General features: G+C 70.8%; 15 protein-coding genes. 4 read left to right on the top strand and 11 right to left on the bottom strand.

Features of this window, described 5'->3' with window-relative positions:
* Window positions 1–109: 109 nt before the first annotated feature.
* The 7 genes from N4G66_RS26535 to N4G66_RS26505 all read right to left on the bottom strand — a co-directional run bounded on the left by N4G66_RS26535 (window position 110) and on the right by N4G66_RS26505 (window position 8,643).
* The gene (locus N4G66_RS26535) at window positions 110–1,693 is read right to left on the bottom strand and encodes an MFS transporter (protein WP_261706716.1); all 1,584 of its coding nucleotides are present in this window, start codon (window positions 1,691–1,693) and stop codon (window positions 110–112) included.
* A gap of 150 nt (window positions 1,694–1,843) precedes the next feature.
* A complete protein-coding gene (fbaA, locus tag N4G66_RS26530; protein ID WP_261706715.1) occupies window positions 1,844–2,866 on the bottom strand; it encodes a class II fructose-bisphosphate aldolase in 1,023 nt (340 codons plus the stop codon).
* Window positions 2,867–3,052: 186 nt separating this feature from the next.
* Entirely contained in the window at window positions 3,053–3,601 is a 549-nt protein-coding gene (pyrE, locus tag N4G66_RS26525) for an orotate phosphoribosyltransferase (protein ID WP_261706714.1), read from the bottom strand.
* A gap of 10 nt (window positions 3,602–3,611) precedes the next feature.
* Window positions 3,612–4,406 carry an aldose epimerase family protein gene (locus N4G66_RS26520; RefSeq protein WP_261706713.1) on the bottom strand — a complete coding sequence of 265 codons (795 nt, stop codon included), beginning with the start codon at window positions 4,404–4,406 and terminating at the stop codon, window positions 3,612–3,614.
* 56 nt (window positions 4,407–4,462) lie between these two features.
* Complete coding sequence (locus N4G66_RS26515; protein WP_261706712.1) at window positions 4,463–5,989, bottom strand: hypothetical protein; 1,527 nt, start codon at window positions 5,987–5,989, stop codon at window positions 4,463–4,465.
* Between the two features lie 67 nt (window positions 5,990–6,056).
* The gene (locus tag N4G66_RS26510; protein WP_261706711.1) at window positions 6,057–7,721 is read right to left on the bottom strand and encodes a polyamine aminopropyltransferase; all 1,665 of its coding nucleotides are present in this window, start codon (window positions 7,719–7,721) and stop codon (window positions 6,057–6,059) included.
* Window positions 7,722–8,112: 391 nt separating this feature from the next.
* The gene (locus N4G66_RS26505) at window positions 8,113–8,643 is read right to left on the bottom strand and encodes a DUF2617 family protein (protein ID WP_261706710.1); all 531 of its coding nucleotides are present in this window, start codon (window positions 8,641–8,643) and stop codon (window positions 8,113–8,115) included.
* Window positions 8,644–9,770: 1,127 nt separating this feature from the next.
* Between N4G66_RS26505 and N4G66_RS26500 the strand changes: the two genes are divergently transcribed.
* The 3 genes from N4G66_RS26500 (at window position 9,771) to N4G66_RS26490 (ending at window position 14,272) form a co-directional block, all read left to right on the top strand.
* Window positions 9,771–10,199 carry a hypothetical protein gene (locus N4G66_RS26500; RefSeq protein ID WP_261706709.1) on the top strand — a complete coding sequence of 143 codons (429 nt, stop codon included), beginning with the start codon at window positions 9,771–9,773 and terminating at the stop codon, window positions 10,197–10,199.
* A gap of 919 nt (window positions 10,200–11,118) precedes the next feature.
* A complete protein-coding gene (locus tag N4G66_RS26495; RefSeq protein WP_261706708.1) occupies window positions 11,119–12,333 on the top strand; it encodes a pyridoxal phosphate-dependent aminotransferase in 1,215 nt (404 codons plus the stop codon).
* A 739-nt stretch (window positions 12,334–13,072) separates the two neighbouring features.
* Window positions 13,073–14,272, top strand: a complete 1,200-nt coding sequence (locus N4G66_RS26490; protein ID WP_261706707.1) for a glycosyltransferase family 39 protein — start codon at window positions 13,073–13,075, stop codon at window positions 14,270–14,272.
* 54 nt (window positions 14,273–14,326) lie between these two features.
* On the opposite strand, the gene N4G66_RS26485 is transcribed toward N4G66_RS26490, so the two are convergent.
* Both N4G66_RS26485 and clpB read right to left on the bottom strand, forming a co-directional pair.
* Window positions 14,327–14,872, bottom strand: a complete 546-nt coding sequence (locus N4G66_RS26485) for a YbjN domain-containing protein (protein ID WP_261706706.1) — start codon at window positions 14,870–14,872, stop codon at window positions 14,327–14,329.
* Window positions 14,873–15,275: 403 nt separating this feature from the next.
* The gene (clpB, locus tag N4G66_RS26480) at window positions 15,276–17,888 is read right to left on the bottom strand and encodes an ATP-dependent chaperone ClpB (protein WP_261706705.1); all 2,613 of its coding nucleotides are present in this window, start codon (window positions 17,886–17,888) and stop codon (window positions 15,276–15,278) included.
* A 131-nt stretch (window positions 17,889–18,019) separates the two neighbouring features.
* Here clpB and N4G66_RS26475 point away from each other — a divergent pair, with 131 nt between their 5' ends.
* On the top strand, window positions 18,020–18,433 hold the full coding sequence (locus N4G66_RS26475) for a pyridoxamine 5'-phosphate oxidase family protein (RefSeq protein WP_261706704.1): 414 nt from the start codon (window positions 18,020–18,022) through the stop codon (window positions 18,431–18,433).
* A gap of 275 nt (window positions 18,434–18,708) precedes the next feature.
* On the opposite strand, the gene N4G66_RS26470 is transcribed toward N4G66_RS26475, so the two are convergent.
* Window positions 18,709–19,044 carry a hypothetical protein gene (locus N4G66_RS26470; protein ID WP_261706703.1) on the bottom strand — a complete coding sequence of 112 codons (336 nt, stop codon included), beginning with the start codon at window positions 19,042–19,044 and terminating at the stop codon, window positions 18,709–18,711.
* Complete coding sequence (locus tag N4G66_RS26465) at window positions 19,041–19,178, bottom strand: hypothetical protein (RefSeq protein WP_261706702.1); 138 nt, start codon at window positions 19,176–19,178, stop codon at window positions 19,041–19,043. The genes N4G66_RS26470 and N4G66_RS26465 overlap by 4 nt, the downstream gene beginning before the upstream one ends.
* Window positions 19,179–19,338 lie beyond the last annotated feature (160 nt).

The raw sequence follows: 19,338 nt of genomic DNA, 5'->3' as shown, positions 1-19,338 counted from the left end.
CCTCCTGTACGACGGACCTCGGCAGACACTGACGGACCCGACGGACACCAAGAACCCCGACGGACACCGACGGACACGGAGCCGGATCGGTGCTGGAGCGCGAGGCGCCCTAGGAGCCCGTAGATCCTTTGGAACCCTTGGAGCCCGTGGCCCCGAGGACACCCCGGGAGCGCTCCGGCTCCAGCGGGGGCGCCGTCAGCGAGCCGTGCGTGTGGCACTCGGGGCGGAGGCAGCCGGACGGTGGGCGGCGTACGGTCGTGAAGGCCAGCACGGCGCCGACCACCAGCACGCCCGCGCACAGCGGCATCGCCCGGCGGAAGGCGGCGTCGAAGGCGTCCGCCGAGCGGTACGCCTCCTCTCCCATCCCGGTGAGCAGCGGCAGCGCGGCCACGGCGAGGAGCCCGGCCACGCGCGCCGCCGCGTTGTTGATCCCGCTGGCCAGGCCCGCCCGCCCGACATCCACGGAGGCCAGGACGGTGGCGGTCAGGGGCGCGACCAGGGTCACCATGCCGAGGCCCATCACCAGCAGCGCGGGCAGTACGTCGGCCACGTACGACGCGTTCTCGCCGACCCGCAGCATCAGCAGCATGCCCGCCGCGCACAGCAGCGGTCCGACGGTCAGCGGGATGCGCGGGCCGATGCGCTGGGAGATCTCGCCGGAGCGGGCGGAGAAGAGCAGCATCAAGACCGTGGTCGGCAGCAGCGCCGTACCGGCCTGGAGCGCGGAGTAGCCCGCCACGACCTGGAGCTGGAGCGCGGTCAGGAAGAAGAAGCCCCCGAAGGCCGCGTAGACGCACAGGGTCACCAGGTTGACGGCCGTGAACTGGCGCGAGGCGAAGATGTCCAGCGGCATCATCGGATCGGGCCGCCGCTTCTCGACGTACACGAAGGCCACCCCCGCCGCCACGCCCCCGACCGCCGCCACCCACACGAGCACGGAACCGCTCGTGGCCTCGATCAGGGCGTACGTCACCAGGGCGAGGGAGAGCGCGCCGAGGACGGCGCCGAGGACGTCGAAGCCGCGGTGGGGCTTGTCTCCCCTGCTCTCGGCTCCGGTCGCGCGCGAGGTGCCGCCGGCCGACTCCGGAACGTGCAGCAGGGCGATCGGGGCACACACCAGCGCCACGGGGATGTTCAGCAGGAAGACCCAGCGCCAGCCGGGCCCGTCCACCAGCCAGCCGCCGAGGAACGGCCCGACAGCGGCCCCGACACCCCCGAAGCCCGACCACAGGCCGATCGCACGGGCCCGGTCGTCCGGGTGGAAGGAGGCCTGGATGATCGCCAGCGAGCCAGGGGTGAGCAGCGCCCCGCCGACGCCCTGGAGCACACGGGCCGCGATGAGCACGCCCACGTTCGGCGCGAGCCCGCACAGCAGCGAGGCGGCGGCGAACCACACCACGCCGATGACGAAGACCTTCCGGCGCCCGAAACGGTCCCCGAGCGAGCCGCCCAGCAGGATCAGCCCGGCCAGCGACAGCATGTAGCCGTTCACGGTCCACTGGAGGGCGGAGAGGCTGGCGTCCAGGTCACGGCCGATGGTCGGCAGAGCGACATTGACGACGGTCGAGTCCAGCAGGGCCATGCTGGAGCCGAGGACGGTGGTCAGCAGGATCCACTTCCCCGTCGGGGAGGCGATCCGTACCGCGGGTCTGCCGTCCGAGAGATCCGATGTGTCCCGTGCAGGCACAGCCATACCTCGGAGCATACGGAAGGGCCCGGCACCATGGCGGGTGCCGGGCCCTTCCGAAAGGATGACTGCCGAAGGACCACCGAAGGACCGCCTGAGGACTAGCTCAGGACTACCTCATGACTACCAGGAGCCTGCCGGCGGACCACCGGGTGACTACTTGAGGCGGGTGCCCGTGGAACGCAGAGCGGCGCAGGCCTCGGTCACACGCGTGGCCATGCCGGCCTCGGCGAGCTTGCCCCAGGTGCGCGGGTCGTACTTCGACTTCGTGCCGACCTCGCCGTCGACCTTCAGGACAGCGTCGTAGTTGCGGAACATGTGGTCCACGACAGGACGGGTGAAGGCGTACTGGGTGTCGGTGTCGAGGTTCATCTTCACGACGCCGTTCTCCAGCGCGGTGGCGATCTCCTCGGCGGTGGAGCCGGAGCCGCCGTGGAAGACGAAGTCGAACGGGCTCGCCTTGCCGTACTTGGCGGCGACACCCTCCTGGAGGTCCTTGAGGAGCTCGGGGCGCAGGACGACGTTGCCCGGCTTGTACACACCGTGCACGTTGCCGAACGACGCGGCGAGCAGGTAGCGGCCCTTGTCGCCCAGGCCGAGGGCCTCGGCGGTGCGCAGGGCGTCGTCGACGGTCGTGTACAGCTCGTCGTTGATCTCGTGGCTGACGCCGTCCTCCTCGCCACCGGTCGGGGTGATCTCGACCTCGAGGATGATCTTCGCGGCGACGGCCTTGGCGAGCAGCTCCTGGCCGATGGCCAGGTTGTCGGCGAGGGTCTCGGCGGAGCCGTCCCACATGTGGGACTGGAACAGCGGGTTCTCGCCCTTGGCGACGCGCGCGGCGGAGATGTCGAGCAGCGGACGTACGTAGCCGTCCAGCTTGTCCTTGGGACAGTGGTCCGTGTGCAGCGCCACCGTGACGTCGTACTTCGCGGCGACGATGTGCGCGAACTCGGCGAGCGCGACGGCGCCCGTCACCATGTCCTTCTTGTGCTGACCGCCGAGGAACTCCGCACCACCGGTGGAGATCTGGATGATGCCGTCGCTCTCGGCCTCCGCGAAGCCGCGCAGCGCAGCGTGCAGGGTCTGGGACGAGGTCACGTTGATGGCCGGGTAGGCGAACTTGCCTGCCTTCGCCCGGTCGAGCATCTCGTTGTAGACCTCGGGGGTTGCGATGGGCATCTGTCCGCTCCTTGTATGTGCGGGTCTGCGTACTGCTGCTGCCGTACGACGGGACTGGTGCTTATTGGCCCTGACCTAGGGGGGCGACGTCATCGTCGGCCCCATCTTTCCAGACATCGCCGGATGCTCCAGACCCCCATCCGACATGCGGGACCCGGCCGTCGGCGGGGCCCCGCGGGAGCTTCGTCAGTCGAGCCCCAACTCGCCCTTGGAGTAGGCGAAGAGGTACGGGACACCGGCGCCGGCCTCGATCTTCTCGGCGGCACCGGTCGCGCGGTCGACGATCGTGGCGACGCCGACGACCTCGGCTCCGGCCTCCCGGACGGCCTGGACGGCCTCCAGCGGGGAGCCGCCCGTCGTCGAGGTGTCCTCGACCACGAGGACGCGCCGGCCCTTGATCTCGGGACCCTCGACACGGCGCTGCAGGCCGTGCGCCTTGGCGGCCTTGCGGACGACGAAGGCGTCGAGCCTGCGGCCGCTCGCGGCGGCGGCGTGCAGCATGGCCCCGGCGACCGGGTCGGCGCCCATGGTCAGCCCGCCGACCGCGTCGAAGTCCAGGTCTGCGGTGAGGTCGAGGAGGACCTGTCCGACGAGCGGGGCGGCCTCGCCGTCCAGCGTGATCCGGCGCAGGTCCACGTAATAGTCGGCCTCAAGACCCGAGGAGAGGGTCACCTTGCCGTGCACCACGGCCTTGTCCTTGATCTGCTGCAGCAGCGCGCCGCGTACTTCACTCATGCACGCCAGCTTAGAGGCGCCGCCAGCTCCAGGTCGTGGTGGCTTCGAGGGGCTCGATGGGTGTGACCAGGCGGGGGTGGGTGTTGAGCCCGTTCGGCGGACCGGTCTGCGGCTCCACGCACACGGCCGCCTCCTGCTCGTCGTAGACGACGGCCCACTGCTCGCGGCTGCCGACCTTCAGCTCCAGCCGCCCCGGCCAGGTGAGCGTGACGTCGACGCCGTCCGGCATGCCGAAGCAGTCGTCCCAGGGGCCGGGCTTCGGGTCGACGCGACGGCCGGTGGGCAGGTGGTCGTCGCCCCGCTCCTCCTGCCAGCCGGGCCGGAAGTCGACCCGGACGTCCTCGCCGCCGTCCCCCAGGTTCCTGTTGAACCAGGGGTGCCAGCCGATCTGGGCCGGAAACGACTCCCCGTACGTCTCCACCGCCATGGTGATCGTCAGGGCGTCCGCGGTGAGGGCGAAGGCCTGGGTGACGCGGGCGGGGTGCGGCCAGGGGTCCACCAGGTCGTACGTGATCACGGCGTCGTCCGCGGTGACGCGGGCCGTCCTCCAGGCACCGTCGCGGGCGGTGCCGTGGATGGCGTGCGGCGGGGAGTTGAGCGGCAGCTGCCGGACGGCGGCGCCGTCGAGGAACCGGCCGTCGCGGATCCGCCCGCACCACGGGACCATCGGGAAGCACCCGAACTTCGCGCCCTGCCGCAGCAGTTCGACGCCGTCGACCCGCAGACTCCCGACCCGTCCGCCGTTCCCCGGCGCCACGGTCACCTCCGCGTCACCCGCGGTCAGCGTGATGTCTTCGTTACTCACGGGGTCGACCCTACTGGGGCGGGAGCGCCCTGTGGTTTCCCGCCCTCACCGCTCCCTCAACGGCGCTTGCGCAGCGCCCTGGTCACGACGATCGCCGAGGCCAGCGCCAGGGCCGCGGCGGGGGCCGCCCAGCGGAGGGTGTCGCGGGCGGCGGTGGCCTCCGGGGGTGGCACGGGGGCGTAGCGGCCACGCGGCGGAGCGTGGTCCACCTCCTCCGCGCTGCGGCCGATCATCGTCCGCCGCGCATGGGCCGCCTCGGCCATCGCGTCCGCGCGCCCCGGTGCGGCGGCCTCGGCCTCGGCCTCGGCGACGAAGTCCTCCCCGTCGAACTCGTCGTCCCCGGCCGACGGATCGAGCGAAGAGGGCGGCACATCCGCCTCAAGCGGCACGTCCGTCTCAAAGAGGGAGGCCCCCTCGACTCCGGCACCGGCGCCGGAGCCCGTTCCGGGGTCGACCTCGGGTCCGGATTCGACCTCGGATTCAGCTCCGGCTTCGGATTCGGCTCCGGATTCAGCTCCGGATTCAGCTCCGGATTCGGATTCAGCTCCGGCTTCGGGTCCCGGTCCGGCTTCGGGTTCGGCCTCGGTTCCGGTCTCGGGTTCGGCCTCGGTTCCGGTCTCGGGCTCGGCTCCGGTTCCGTGCTCGGCTTCGGGTTCGGTCTCGGGCTCAGCTCCGGTTCCGTGCTCGGCTTCGGTCTTGGCTCCGTGTCCGGCCTCGGCTCCGGCTTCCGGCTCGGACCCGGATTCGAAGTCGGGGTCGGGGTCGGGGTCGGTTGTGGGCTCGGACTCGCGCTCGGGCGCGGGGCCGACACCGTATGCGGAACCGGAGTCGGACGCGGTACCGAGCCCGGACGGGGAGCCGGGTTCGGCGCCGGACTCCGGCTCGGAGTCCGCCCCGGACCCCCGCTCGGGCGTCGTGGGCGCGGCGCCTGGTTCGAAGCCGGACCCGGGTTCAGTGGCAGAGCCGGCCGCGGACTCGGACACGCGCGTGGACGTGGAACCGGCTCCGGACGCGGAGTCGGGCCGTGTCGCGAGGTCTGCTGTCAGCGTTTCTCCGAAGCGGGTCAGCAGGCGCTGTCCCGCTGAGGACACCGCGTCGTGCGGGAGTTCGGCCACGCGGCCGTCACCGGAGGCCGTACCGCCGAACGCGAGGGTGGTACCGCCGTCGGCGGGGAGGAGCCGCAGGGTCAGCGCCAGTTTCACGGCGCCCGCGCCGCGTACCTCCGAGGCGTCGCCCTCGACGGTGTACGAGCCGTCGTCCTGGGCGGTGACGCGGAACGCGCCGCGATAGGTGATCGTGTGACCGGCGACGCGGACCTTCAGTCGCCCGGCGACACGCGCGGTTCCCGCGTCCCCCTCGCGCCCGGCGCGGGAGGACGTCTCCGCGGCGTCCTGCCCTGTCCCGGAGACGGACGGCTCGGTCCCGGAGACGGACGGCGAGACCACGTCCGTGTCCGCCGCGCTGTCGGAGACGGCCGACGCGTCCTGCTGGAGACCCGGGATCGCGCGGGCGACCCGGACGGGATCGGCCAGCGCCTCCCTCAGCCGCCCGGCCGGAAACGGAACGAACACCTCATGCTCCATGTCAGCCGAGCCTACCCAGCAGGACCCGGACCGCACCCGCGTATCCCGGGATTCCCGCACCTGGGCCTCAGTCGGTGTACCGCGGATGCACCAGCGTGGAGGGCGGGAGGGGGCGGAGGAAGCGGCTGCGGGAGGCGGCGCGCGCGTCCGCCGTCAGGGCCGCCTGGGTGAGGGTGCGCAGCCGCGGACAGGAGGAGTCCAGCCGCAGGGGCCCGGGCGTAGGGGAGGCCAGGATGAAACCCCAGTCGCCCGCGGAGCCCGCCGCGCCGCCGCCGACGCGGCCGGGACCGGCCGCGAACCCGGAGTCCCGGCCGCCGACACGGTAGGGCCTGGTGAAAAGCCCGGCCGCGCGGATCGTCGCGTCGACCGTCCAGAAGGCCCGGTGCCGGTCGGCAAGCGGGCCCGCGTGGACCACGAGGCGCCCGCCGGGGGCCAGGACACGGCGCACGAGGCCGTAGAACTCCTGCGAGTACAGCTTGGTGCTCGCGGTGATGCCCGGGTCGGGCAGGTCCGAGATGACGACGTCGTACGTCGACCGGGCGCCGCGCAGCCGGGCGTCGCGCAGCCGGCTGAAGGCGTCCGCCGTCACCTCGTGCACCCGGGGGTCGTCGTACACATGCTGGTTGAGGGCGGACAGCGCGGCGTCGTGGCGTACCAGCCGGACCACGTCCGCGTCGGGTTCGACGATGTCGATACGGCGCACCCCGGAGCGGCGCAGCACTTCGCGGGCGGCCAGTCCGTCTCCGCCGCCGAGGATGAGCACGCGGGCGTGCGGACCGTTCATCGCGGGGTGGACGAGAGCCTCGTGGTAGCGGTGCTCGTCGCGGCCGCTGAACCGCAGGCGGCCGTCGACGAAGAGGTGGAGCGGACGGCCGCGGGTGCCGCCGGTGAGGACGACCTCCTGGACACCGGTGCGGAGGGCGACACGTACGTCCGCCCCGTACAGCGCGTGCCGTGCGGCCCGCTCGAAGTCGCCGACCAGCACCGCGGCCGAGGCGAGAAGGCCGAGGACGACGACGTTGGCGACGATCAGGGTCCAGCGTGCGCGTCGGGTCAAGTCCTTTCGGAACAGGCCGAGTACGAGGGCTCCGCCGGCGACCGCGTTCACCGTTCCGGTCAGCAGCGCGCCGGTCAGCTGGCCGAGCAGGGGCAGCAGCAGGAACGGGAAGGCGAGGCCTCCGACGAGGGCGCCCACGTAGTCCGCCGCGAACAGGTCCGCGACGGCGCCGCCGGGGTCCTGGCGGCGGATGCGTTGTATCAGCTCCATGAGGAGGGGGACTTCGGCGCCGATGAGCAGGCCGATGGTGAGCGAGAAGGCCACCAGCAGACAGCGGGGCCCGTCGGCCCACAGGCCGCCCCACGCGCCGGTCCAGGCGAACACCGCGTACAGGGCCATCGCGCTGCATCCGCCGACCAGGGCGAGCGCCGCCTCGACGGCGCCGAAACCCGCCGCGGCGCACGGGCGCAGCCGCTTCGCGGCGAGGGAGCCGACGCCCATGGCGAAGACCATGACGGAGAGCACGACGGACGCCTGGGTGACCGAGTCGCCGATCAAGTACGAGGCGAGGGCGACGAGTTCGAGTTCGTACACGAGTCCGCATGCCGCGCAGACGAACACTCCCACCAGGACGAGGAACCTGCCGATGCCCGGCCGGACGGGCAGCCGCGCCTGGCCCTGGACGCCCCAGGGCGGCGGCGCGCCGGGGGGAGCTGGCGCGTGCGGTTCGATCACGTCGTGAACGCTACGTCACGCCGCCACTACGTCTCGTCACCCACACGTGTGGAAACCGTTGCCCTTCATGGTGCACAGAGTTGACCTGGGCATCTTCCCGGCACACCGCGCGCGAACCCCGCATCCGCACCTACCGCGTCCCGCCACACGTCCGCCACGCCCCCCCCCCCGGACGCCGGACACGGGACACGGGACGTGAGGCTCGAAGAGCGGAGACGCCGAACACAGAACACGGGACACCGGAAGACGTGGAACACGGCCTGGCACGGGGAACACGGGACACCGGACGTAGAACACAGGTCCGGGACACAGGACCTGGAACACCGGGACGTGGAACACCGGGACGTGGAACACCGGACACGTCGACGTGTCCGCTCGCGCGCCCCGGTCCTCAGACGCCGGACACGCTGAAGGCGTCCGTTCGTACGCCGACCCGCGTACGCGTCGCGACCAACTGGCCGTCCTGCGGGTACGCGTGCCACGTACGCCAATGGACCTGGCCCTCGTGGTGCTGGGCGAGCATCGCGGTGAACGCGTGCGGGCTGCCGGGGAAGACACCGGCGAGACCCTGGGGGTGGTCGGAGACCAGCGCCAGCAACTCCTGGGCGCGGCCCGCGAAGGAGCCGGGGGACAGGACCTCGACGCGGGCCGCGAACTCGTACTCCCAGTCGTCGAACCGCTTCGCGACGCCGAGCGGAAGGGGTGTGCTGCTGCCGGCGATGCACGCGACGGTCTCCGAACAGCTGCCCCGCTCCTCCTCCAGGAGTACCTGGTGTGATGCGCCGAGCAGTCTCAACTGGAGTTTCGCCCCGGCGAGTTCGAGGTCGAGGGTGGCGAGGGCCGGCAGCGGTTCGCGGCCCAGGGTCCAGGCGAGATCGGCCGCGCGCGTGTCGGTGTACGAGGTTTTCAGGGTCGTGAGCATGGGTCGGCTCCGCTAGCACGCAAAGGTGAGGTGGGGTTCCGGCGCACCCGGTCAACACCGGGGGAACGGCCCGGTCAGCCCGGCCGGAAGGGCATCCGAAGGACGCGTCCGATAGGACCATCCGACGGACTTCCGAGGCCTGTCGGCCCAGGGCTGCTTGGTGATTTACCAGGGCTGCTTTGGTGGTTTAGAGGGAATCATGAACTGTGGTGCCGCCACAGCGTTTTTACCCAACTTCGTGGGGTTTCCATCCCCCCGAGGGCTCCACAGCTCAACTGTTCAACAATGACGTGCGCCGGATGCGTTTCCGCAGGGAGCTCAGCTGCCCCGTGTCAGCTGCCTCCGCCGCATCCGCCCCCGCCGCACGAGGACCCGCCTCCGCAGGACGAGCCTCCGCACGACGAGTGCCCCCCGCAGGAGTGACCCCCATGGCCCCCGTGGTGCCCACCCGACGAGCCGTCGGACGAACCACCGAACGAGGCGCCGTCCGCACCCCCGGCCCACCAACTGCTGCTGCCACCACCGCTGCTCCGGGAGCGGCGCCATCCCTTCCTGACTCCACCGACGGCCCTCATGACCACAACAAGCACAATGACCGCCAGGATGATGCCGATGATCATGGCGTCACCCTCCTTCCGTTCCCCCGAAGCAGCCCCCCGTGGGCCGTGCTTCTCGATTCCGGTCCTGCGTGACAGGGGGATGCCCCCGCGCTCCGCGGCCCAAAGCAGAGTTGAGGAACTTCTGAGGGTCAACACATAAAAATGGCCCCTGACCTGCACAGAGCAGTCGACCCCCAAGGTTCCGCCCGGCGTGATCGCGAGCCACGGCGAGTTGACGGACATTGATGGTTCGGCCGGCCCCTCGTCAGTCCCCGGACCGTCTTCCGCCATCCGCGGTGAGCGTGATGGCGCCGGCCACACTCTGTGAAGCGACGGGGATGACGGTGGACCGAACACGGCACCTTCGTAGAACTTGAAGCGCAGACCCAATGAAATCCAAATCCGGATGAGCTTGGCAAAAGTTGGGGTTCTACCCACAAATCGGCCACCATCTTTAACACCTTCCATTCCCCACAGACATGCCTTACGATCTTGCTCCACCTTCCCCTTGAAACGTAAGGATGCATTATGGGAAATCGTGTATCAATTTTCAGAAATGCGATCACTGTCGGCGGCGCCGCCACTGCAGCCATAATCTTGGCGGCGACTCCCTCACTCGCTGGAACGGACGTTATCGTCACATCGTTTGGCGGGTGTTCCCAAGTTGCCTGCGCGTACACGGCCGCTACAGGCACCTTCATTTCCAACGGGGACGACTGGAAGATATGCGACAATTACGCCGACGGTGAACGCGCCAAGATGTCCGTCACCTTCATCAACGACAACGGCAGCACCGAGACCGACTACACGGAGGCCACGGGCGGCGCCGGCACCTGCGTGACGGGCGGAGTCGGGGTCGACATTCCAGAGGGCAACCGGGTGACAGTCAAGGTCTGGCACCAGAACGGCTCCGTAGGCACGCCGATGGACGTCAGCACCGGCCACGGCACCGCGTAAGCGCCGCTGGTCCCGTCCGCGTCACCGACGAAAATCCGCCACAGCTCGGCGTATCGGCAGCCGAGGGCGAGGAGTTCGTTGTGGGTGCCGTCCTCGGCACCCAGCCGGACTTCGCCCCCACACCCGAAGCGGACGCCATGAATGCATCCCCACTCGCCTATTCCCAATAGTGCACGGAATGCGATGGGGAGCGAGCCGCCAAGATCTACGGAGATCGGGCGATGAAGGCGGCGTAAGGGCTGAACAAGCTTGCAACAGCAAGCAAGGGATCAGGTCGGCGGTGCGGTCACCCAGCAGGCAAGAATGCGGTCAATGCCGAATCCTTGCGGTCGACCGAGGGATGTGCGGGACGGGTTGACCGTCGTCGCGAAATCCCCTTGATGGACCTGATGGATATGAGGTCGGAGCGCAAATTCAGTGTGACGCCGCCAGCCAATGAGCGGCGTCACACTGGTTCGCCTCGCCCACTGATGCACCAGCCCCGCAATTTCGGCATTGGCGGCCCTGCGTGGGATGCCGGTGCGAGCGGGTGCGCGGTGGCGCCGGCCCTGCCAAGGGAGCCCGTCCTACCGGGCTCACGTCATGATGTGAGTCTCCGACTGAGGCACGGCATGGATCGCGGTGACGCAGCACGGCGCATCCCCAGCCGAGCGGCTGCCACAACGCCCACGTGCCCGCGGTCCGCATCAAGGTGCACACCGCGACACGCGCTCGGGCCATCCCTGGGCCGTGCGGGGGTACTCGACGATGGCAGATGACGACAGTGGACAACGGGCTCCCTCGCTGCTCAGAGGTGACGCTTCGCGTATTGGCGCAGGTGCCGACTGCCGTGGGTGAGTTGAGGAACTCCTGAGCATCGAAAAACGAGGAGCGTCCGTCCGTGGACGTCGGTTGAGGAACTCCCGGGCTTCGGAGCAGGATGACCGGCATGACCTCCAGCGCGCGCCCCTTTCTGAACCGCCGGCTCGCCGAGTTCGGGACGACGATCTTCGCCGAGATGTCCGCCCTCGCGATGAGCACCGGCTCGATCAACCTCGGACAGGGCTTCCCGGACACGGATGGTCCCGAGGAGATCCGGGAGGCGGCCGTACGCGCGCTGCGGGACGGGCGCGGCAACCAGTACCCGCCGGGTCCGGGTGTCCCCGAGCTGCGCACCGCGATCGCCGCGCACCAGAAGCGCCACTACGGCCTGTCGTACGACCCCGACACCGAGGTCCTGGTGACGGCGGGCGCCACCGAGGCCATCGCCGCGGCCCTGCTCGCGCTCCTGGAGCCCGGCGACGAGGTGATCGCCCTGGAGCCGTACTACGACTCGTACGCGGCCTCCATCGCCATGGCGGGCGGGACACGCGTGCCCGTGACGCTGCGCCCCGACGAGGGCACCCACGACGGGCTCTCCCCCCAGCGCTTCCGGCTCGACCTCGACGAACTGCGCGACGCGGTCACCGGGCGGACCCGGCTGCTGCTGATCAACACCCCGCACAATCCGACCGGTACCGTCCTCACCCGTGCCGAGCTGACGGAGATCGCGCGGATCGCCGTCGAGCGGGATCTGCTCGTGGTGACGGACGAGGTCTACGAACACCTGGTCTTCGACGACGCCGAGCACGTACCGCTGGCCGGGCTGCCGGGAATGCGGGAGCGGACGGTCACCATCGGCAGTGCGGGCAAGACGTTCTCGTTCACCGGCTGGAAGGTGGGCTGGGTGACCGCTCCGCCGGCCCTGGTCAGCGCCGTACGGTCGGCGAAGCAGTTCCTGACGTACGTGGCGTCGGGGCCGTTCCAGTACGCCGTCGCCGAGGCGCTCGCGCTGCCGGACGCGTACTTCGAGACCTTCCGCGCGGACATGCTGCGCAAGCGGGACCTGCTGGCGGCCGGGCTCACGGAGGCGGGGTTCAAGGTCTTCCGGCCTGCGGGCACGTACTTCATCACCACCGACATCCGCCCGCTCGGCGAGACGGACGGCTTCGCCTTCTGCCGCGCCCTGCCCGAACGCGCCGGGGTCGTGGCCATCCCGAACGCCGTCTTCTACGACCACCGCGAGCAGGGCGCGCCCTTCGTCCGCTTCGCGTTCTGCAAGACGACCGACGTGCTCCACGAGGCCACCGGCCGTCTGCGCCGCCTCGCATCCTGACCTACCGCTGTCCCGGGGCGGACCGGGGCGAGAGGGGAAGACGGTTCGCCCAAAGGTTCAGCGAAGGGTCCTGGCTCCCGTCACCAGGAGCGTGAGGATGAGCAGGTCAGGGCCGACGGGGATACCGCGGTCGCGATTCGGGACGGGTCCGGTGGGCCGCCGGACGGGTCCGGTGGGCCGCAGTCCGGGCCGCCTTCGAAGGCCCGGCGGCCGAACCGCACGTCCGGCCCGCACCGGAGACGCGGCCCGCACCGGGCAAGTGCCAGGCCGGGCAGGGCCAAGCCGCGCAGGACCGGACCGGGAGACGCGGGCCGGACCGCACCGGGCGAAGCAGGGCAGGTGCCGCCCGGCAGGGCCAGGTGCACCGGGCCGGACCGCACCGCGGACTTGGGCCGGGCCGGAAGCGCTGGCCGGACCCCACCGGGCGAGGCCGGGCAGACGCGACCCGGCAGGGACGGGCCGGGCAGGGACGGGCCGGGCAGGGACGGGCCGGGCAGGACCAGGCCGCGCAGCCGCGCCGCACCGCGGACGTGGGCCGGGGCGGAGGCGCGGACCGGGCGAGGCCACGCCGGGCCAGGAGGCGTGGGCCAGGGTGGAAGGGGGGAGGAACCCGCCGTGCGGGGGCCGTTTAGCACTGGTGGCACCCCGCGTGCGGGCGGCGCGCCGAGGACCCCGGAACGGAACCCGCACGGACGATCAAAGCTCGCAAATACCCCGTAGGGAACGCACAGTTCGGGATGTGACCCACCCGAGTACCCTCGCTCGCCCCGCTCTCACGGAGCCCGGCGACCGTGCCGTCCGACCGTCCCGCGCCGCACGCAGCCTGCCGTACGCCGCGGTCACGGCGCTCGGGCTGTTCACCGCCGCACGCCTGGTCGGCCTCCTCGTGCTCGCCGGGACCGCCTGGGCCACCGGCGGGCACCCCGTCGCCCTGCTCGCGCGGTCCTGGGACTCGACCTGGTATCTGGGGATCGCCGCGCACGGCTATGGCCGGAGCCTCCACTTCCACCCCACGGTCGTCCACAGCGACCTCGCGTTCTTCCCGCTCTACCCGGCCCTCGTACGGGCCGTCACCACGCTGACCCCACTGACCGGGGGCTCGGCGGGCCTGCTGGTCTCCTGGCTCGCGGCGGCGGCCGCCGTGTGCGGGGTGTACGCGATCGGGGCCCGTCTGCACGGCCGGGCGGTCGGTACCGCGCTGGTGCTGCTGTGGGGTCTGCTGCCGCACTCGGTGGTGCTGACGATGGCGTACACCGAGCCGGTGCTGACCGCGTTCGCCGCCTGGTCGCTGTACGCCGTGCTCGAGGGGCGCTGGCTGTGGGCGGGCTCGCTGGCCGCGCTCGCGGGGCTGGCCAGGCCGAACGGCTTCACGGTGGCCGCGGCGGTCCTCGCGGCGGCGGCGCACGAGATCTGGCGGCGCCGCGGAAAAGTTACCCACAGGCTGTGGACGGGCGCCGTGCTCGCGCCGGTCGGCTGGGCCGGCTACGTGCTGTGGGTGGGGCACCGCGAGGGGGACTGGCTCGGCGGCTACTTCCAGGTGCAGCGGCTGTGGGGCTCACGCTTCGACCTCGGCGCGGGGTCGCTCCATTTCGTCAAACACCTGCTGCTGCACGGGGACCGGTTCGTGTTCCCCATGACGATGGTGATCGTCGCCGCGGCCGTGCTGCTCTACGCGCTGCTGATCGCGGACCGGGCACCCCTGCCGCTGCTGGTCTACAGCGGCGTCCTGCTGCTGATCGCGCTGGGCGGCTCGGGGTTCTTCGAGTCGAAGCCGCGCTTCCTGCTGCCGGCGTTCCCGCTGCTGCTGCCACTGGCCCGCGCGCTGGTGCGAACGGCGAGAGCCCGCCCCTGGCACGCGACCCTGGTGGTCGGTGCCCTGGCCGGGCTCTCGTTCGCCTACGGCGCGTATCTGGTCGTGATCGCGCGCACCCCGCTCTAGGACCTGTCCCAGGGGCCGGTGCGCGCCGTGAGGAGCGCCGCTGCGAGGACGGGCCTACTCGTCTTCGGCTTCGCCGTCGTCCTCGGGCTTCTCCTCCGCCTCGTTGATCTCCTGCTCCAGGCCGAGCTGCTCGACGAGCCACTTGTCGAACTCGATGGCGGCGCGCACCCAGCTGACCGTGGAGGACACGAAGTGCTCCAGGCTGACGCCGGTGCCGATCAGCATCTGCGCCTCGCCGATCAGGCGGACGGTACCGTCGTCGTGGGTGTGGCTGTAGACCTTGGGCCACAGGGTGCGGCGGTTCCAGTCGTCGATCGACTCGAGGAGCGCGTGCTTCTCGTCGAGCTGGTGCGGCCGGTCGTAGAACGTCCGCACCGAGAAGACCTGCTGGTCACCCTCGCCGCGGAACATGAAGTAGGTACGGAACTCCTCCCACGGCGCCGCGAGGTCACCCTCGTCGTCGACGACGTACTTCAGCTCCATCTGGTCGAGGAGCTGCTTCACGAGGTCCTGATCCGGGACCACGGGGCCCGCGGGGCCGCCGGACTGCGGCTCGGGCTGGCCCCCGAAGTTCGGAATCGAGGACGGGTCGATGCTCACCGTGTATTTCCCTTCGTACGGATGGTGCCATCCTCCCCCATGCGGGGAGGGGAGCGGCAACCCCTGACGGGGCCTGTCCGCCGGGGGCTGACAAGATCCGGTCACCTACGGGCATCGGGCCTGGCGGGGACGGTCCGCACAGGCACGCCGGGAGTCGCCCGCACAGCGGTGGCATGAACATGCGCCGAACGGCCGACCTGCGTTCCGCCGGTGATCGACAGCGGCACAGGAGGCGAGGCGCCGGAGGAAACAGGTCCGGGCGGGCGAAGGGCCCGCGGCACACCCGCCGCGGGCCCTTCACTCGCCGTATACCGGTCCTGACGCCGGTGCCGGTACCGGTGCCGGTGCCGACTACAGCTCCGGCTCCGGCTCCGGCTCCGGCCAGCTACAGCTACAGCTACAGCTACAGCGTCTTGCCCGTCGCCGGCCCCACGATCAGGCCGTCGCCGAAGGCGTCCACGCGGATCGTGTCGCCGTCCTTGACCTCGCCCGCCAGGATCTCCTTGGCCAGCCGGTCGCCGATGGCGGTCTGGACGAGGCGCCGCAGCGGGCGCGCTCCGTACGCCGGATCGTTGCCCTCCTCGGCCAGCCAGGCCAGCGCCGCGTCGGTGACCTCCAGGGTCAGCCGGCGCTCGGCGAGCCGCTTCGCGAGACGGTCGATCTGGAGCCTGGCGATGCGCTCCAGCTCCGCCTGGTCGAGCGCCGAGAAGACGACGAGGTCGTCCAGCCGGTTCAGGAACTCCGGCTTGAAGGAGGCGCGGACGACCTCCAGGACCTGCCGTTTGCGCTCCTCGTCGGAGCTCAGCGGATCGGCGAGGCCCTGTCCGCTCAGGAACTGGCTGCCCAGGTTCGAGGTGAGGATCAGGATGGTGTTGCGGAAGTCGACCGTCCGCCCCTGACCGTCCGTCAGCCGCCCGTCGTCCAGCACCTGGAGCAGGATGTCGAAGACCTCGGGGTGCGCCTTCTCCACCTCGTCGAGCAGGATCACGCTGTACGGGCGACGGCGCACGGCCTCGGTGAGCTGGCCGCCCTCCTCGTAGCCGATGTACCCGGGCGGCGCGCCGACCAGCCGGGCCACGCTGTGCTTCTCGCCGTACTCCGACATGTCGATGCGGATCATCGCCCGCTCGTCGTCGAAGAGAAAGTCGGCGAGAGCCTTGGCCAGTTCGGTCTTGCCGACGCCCGTCGGTCCGAGGAAGAGGAAGGAGCCGGTGGGCCGGTCCGGGTCGGCGATGCCGGCACGGGTGCGGCGCACGGCGTCGGACACCGCCCCCACGGCCTCGGTCTGGCCGATCAGACGGCGGCCCAACTCCGCCTCCATGCGCAGGAGTTTCTGCGTCTCGCCCTCCAGGAGACGGCCGGCCGGGATGCCGGTCCAGGCGCCGACGACGTCCGCGATGTCGTCCGGCCCGACCTCCTCCTTGACCATCGTGCCCTTGGTGACCTCCTCCTCGGCCCGCGAGGCTTCCTCCAAGTCCCTTTCCAGGGTGGGGATCTCGCCGTACAGCAGCTTGGAGGCGGTGTCGAAGTCGCCGTCTCGCTGCGCGCGTTCGGCCTGGCCGCGCAGCTCGTCGAGCTTCTCCTTCAGCTCACCGACGCGATTGAGGGACTGCTTCTCCTTCTCCCAGCGGGCGGTGAGGCCGCGCAGTTCCTCCTCCTTGTCGGCGAGGTCGCGGCGCAGCTTGTCCAGGCGCTCCCGGCTGGCGGCGTCCGTCTCCTTGCCGATCGCCAGTTCCTCCATCTTCAGCCGGTCGACGACCCGCTGGAGCTCGTCGATCTCGACCGGGGAGGAGTCGATCTCCATGCGCAGCCGTGAGGCCGCCTCGTCGACGAGGTCGATGGCCTTGTCGGGAAGGAAGCGGGAGGTGATGTAGCGGTCGGACAGGGTCGCTGCGGCCACCAGCGCCCTGTCGGCGATCTGGACCTTGTGGTGGGCCTCGTAGCGGCCCTTGAGACCACGCAGGATGGCGATGGTGTCCTCGACGGTCGGCTCGGCGACCAGCACCTGCTGGAAACGCCGCTCCAGCGCCGGGTCCTTCTCGATCCGCTCGCGGTACTCGTCCAGGGTGGTGGCGCCGACCATGCGCAGCTCACCGCGGGCGAGCATGGGCTTGAGCATGTTGCCCGCGTCCATGGCGGAGTCGCCGCCCGCGCCGGCGCCCACGACGGTGTGCAGCTCGTCGATGAAGGTGATGACCTGCCCGTCGGAGTCCTTGATCTCCGCGAGCACGGTCTTCAGCCGCTCCTCGAACTCGCCCCGGTACTTCGCGCCGGCGACCATCGCGCCGAGGTCGAGCGAGACGAGCCGCTTGTTCTTGAGGGACTCGGGTACGTCGCCCTTCACGATCCGCTGGGCGAGCCCCTCCACGACGGCGGTCTTGCCGACGCCGGGCTCGCCGATGAGGACGGGGTTGTTCTTCGTGCGGCGGGACAGGACCTGCACCACCCGGCGGATCTCGTGGTCCCGGCCGATGACGGGGTCGAGCTTGCCCTCACGCGCCGCGGCGGTGAAGTCCGTACCGAACTTTTCGAGCGCCTTGTACTGGCCCTCGGGATCCGGGGTCGTCACCCGGCGCCCTCCCCTGCTCTTCTGGAACGCGTCCAGCAGCTTTTTCGCACCGGCGCCCTGCTGGGAGAGTACGTCGCCGGTCACGCCGCCCTTCGCGGCGATCCCGATGAGCAGGTGCTCGGTGGAGATGAACTCGTCACCGAGCTCCTTGGCGCGCTCGGCGGCGTCGGCGATGACGGCGAGCACCTCGCGGTTGGGCTGCGGGGGCGCGACGGTGGAGCCGGTCACGCTGGGCAGGCCGGCGAGCACGCGCTCGGTGCCGGCGCGCACGGAGGCCTGATCGGCGTCCACGGCTGCCAGCAGATCGATGATGTTCTCGTTGTCCTGCCCCTCCAGCAGAGCGAGCAGCAGGTGGGCGGGGGTGAGGTCCGGATGCCCCTCCTTCACGGCGCGGTTGCTGGCCGCGTTGATCGCGTCCCGGCTCCTGTTGGTCAGCTCGGCGTCCACGTTCGCGTTCTCCTCCTCCTGATGTTCCTGACCGTTTCCTGACCCGGTCAACGTACACAAAGTTGAGTCTATTCCACTCAAGGCTGCAAGGGGAGGGAAATGGACACCCGCGAGGCGTAGATTCGGGCCTCATGGCTTCCTATCCGGTGGACCCGCGGCAGCCCGACGCCGCCTACCTGAGCTTCTGGCGCGAGCGCCATCTGTGCACCCTGACCACCCTCCGGCCCGACGGCAGCCCGCACGCGGTGCCCGTCGGCGTTACATACGACCCCCAGGCCGGTCTCGCTCGGGTCATCACCAACAAGTCCAGCGCGAAGGTGGGCCACGTGCTCGCGGCGGGGCCGGACGGGGCGCGCGTGGCGGTCTGCCAGGTGGACGGCCCGCGCTGGGCGACGCTGGAGGGGCGGGCACGGGTCTCCACGGACCCGGCGCGCGTCGCGGAGGCGGTGCGGCGCTACGCGGATCGGTACGAGCGCACGCCGTCCCCGAACCCGTCCCGCGTGGTGATCGAGATCGAGCTCACGGCGGCGATGGGCCGCGGATGAGCCCGCGACGGGCACCGGCCGGCGGAACGAGCACCCGGGCAGCCGACGGGGGCCGCGGCCCCGCGCCCTGCTCCGCGGCTCGGCACACGAACCCGGCCCCGCACACGAACCCGGGCCCGCGGCCCCACGTCCTGCGACTGGTTCCAGCCCTTGCCGGGATCCGGCGAAACCCGGAGGTTTCCCCGAAAACTGCAGCGGCGTCACCGTGTTCAGGTCACGGTGACGCCGCTGCGGGGGGAAGTACCTGCGCGATCTACTACGACGGGGGAATCGCGTCAGGCACTGCGGGGGGTGGCTGCGATGGTCTGAACGTCCGGGACGTCCGGTCCGGCCAGCTGGTGGTCACGCTGGTCGAGGTTCACAAAGATCATTCCGTAACGGATGGCGCACCGGACGGGCTGCGGCGCCCCCCGAGGCCGCCGCAGACACCGGTAGGCCCGTACGTCCTCGTCGTCGTCGCGGGTGACGACGACGGGCTCACCGAACACGGTCACCATCAGCGAGTCGCCGCTGCCGGGGATGGCGGTGACCAGGTCTATGAAATGCCAGCCGGATCGGTAGGCGGTGGCCATTTCTCGGCGGAAGGAGCGGTCGTCGGGAGGAATGGTCATGCTTCTGCGCCCGCGGAGATGACCGTCCAGCCGCTGTCCCCGGGGAGAGCCGCCGCCTCGACGTCGGTCCAGCCGCTGTCACCCGGGACGGCTTCGGCAGCGGTCCAGCCGCTGTCCGCCACGGTCGCCTTCACGCTGGTCCAACCGCTGTCCGGGCCGGCCCATGTCCGGGCACCCCCGGCATCAAGACCCGAGCCCCCCAGGGCGCCGAACGCCACAGCGACAGAGAAGACTGCGGCAAGCACTGAACCAAGCAATCTCGCTCGCATAGTCGGCTTCGTCCTCACTTGATGG

The organism is Streptomyces rhizosphaerihabitans, assembly GCF_025399795.1.
GTDB lineage: Bacteria > Actinomycetota > Actinomycetes > Streptomycetales > Streptomycetaceae > Streptomyces > Streptomyces rhizosphaerihabitans.
Note: the sequence above shows the minus strand (reverse complement) of the source record. Positions and strands in the feature narration are given on the sequence as shown.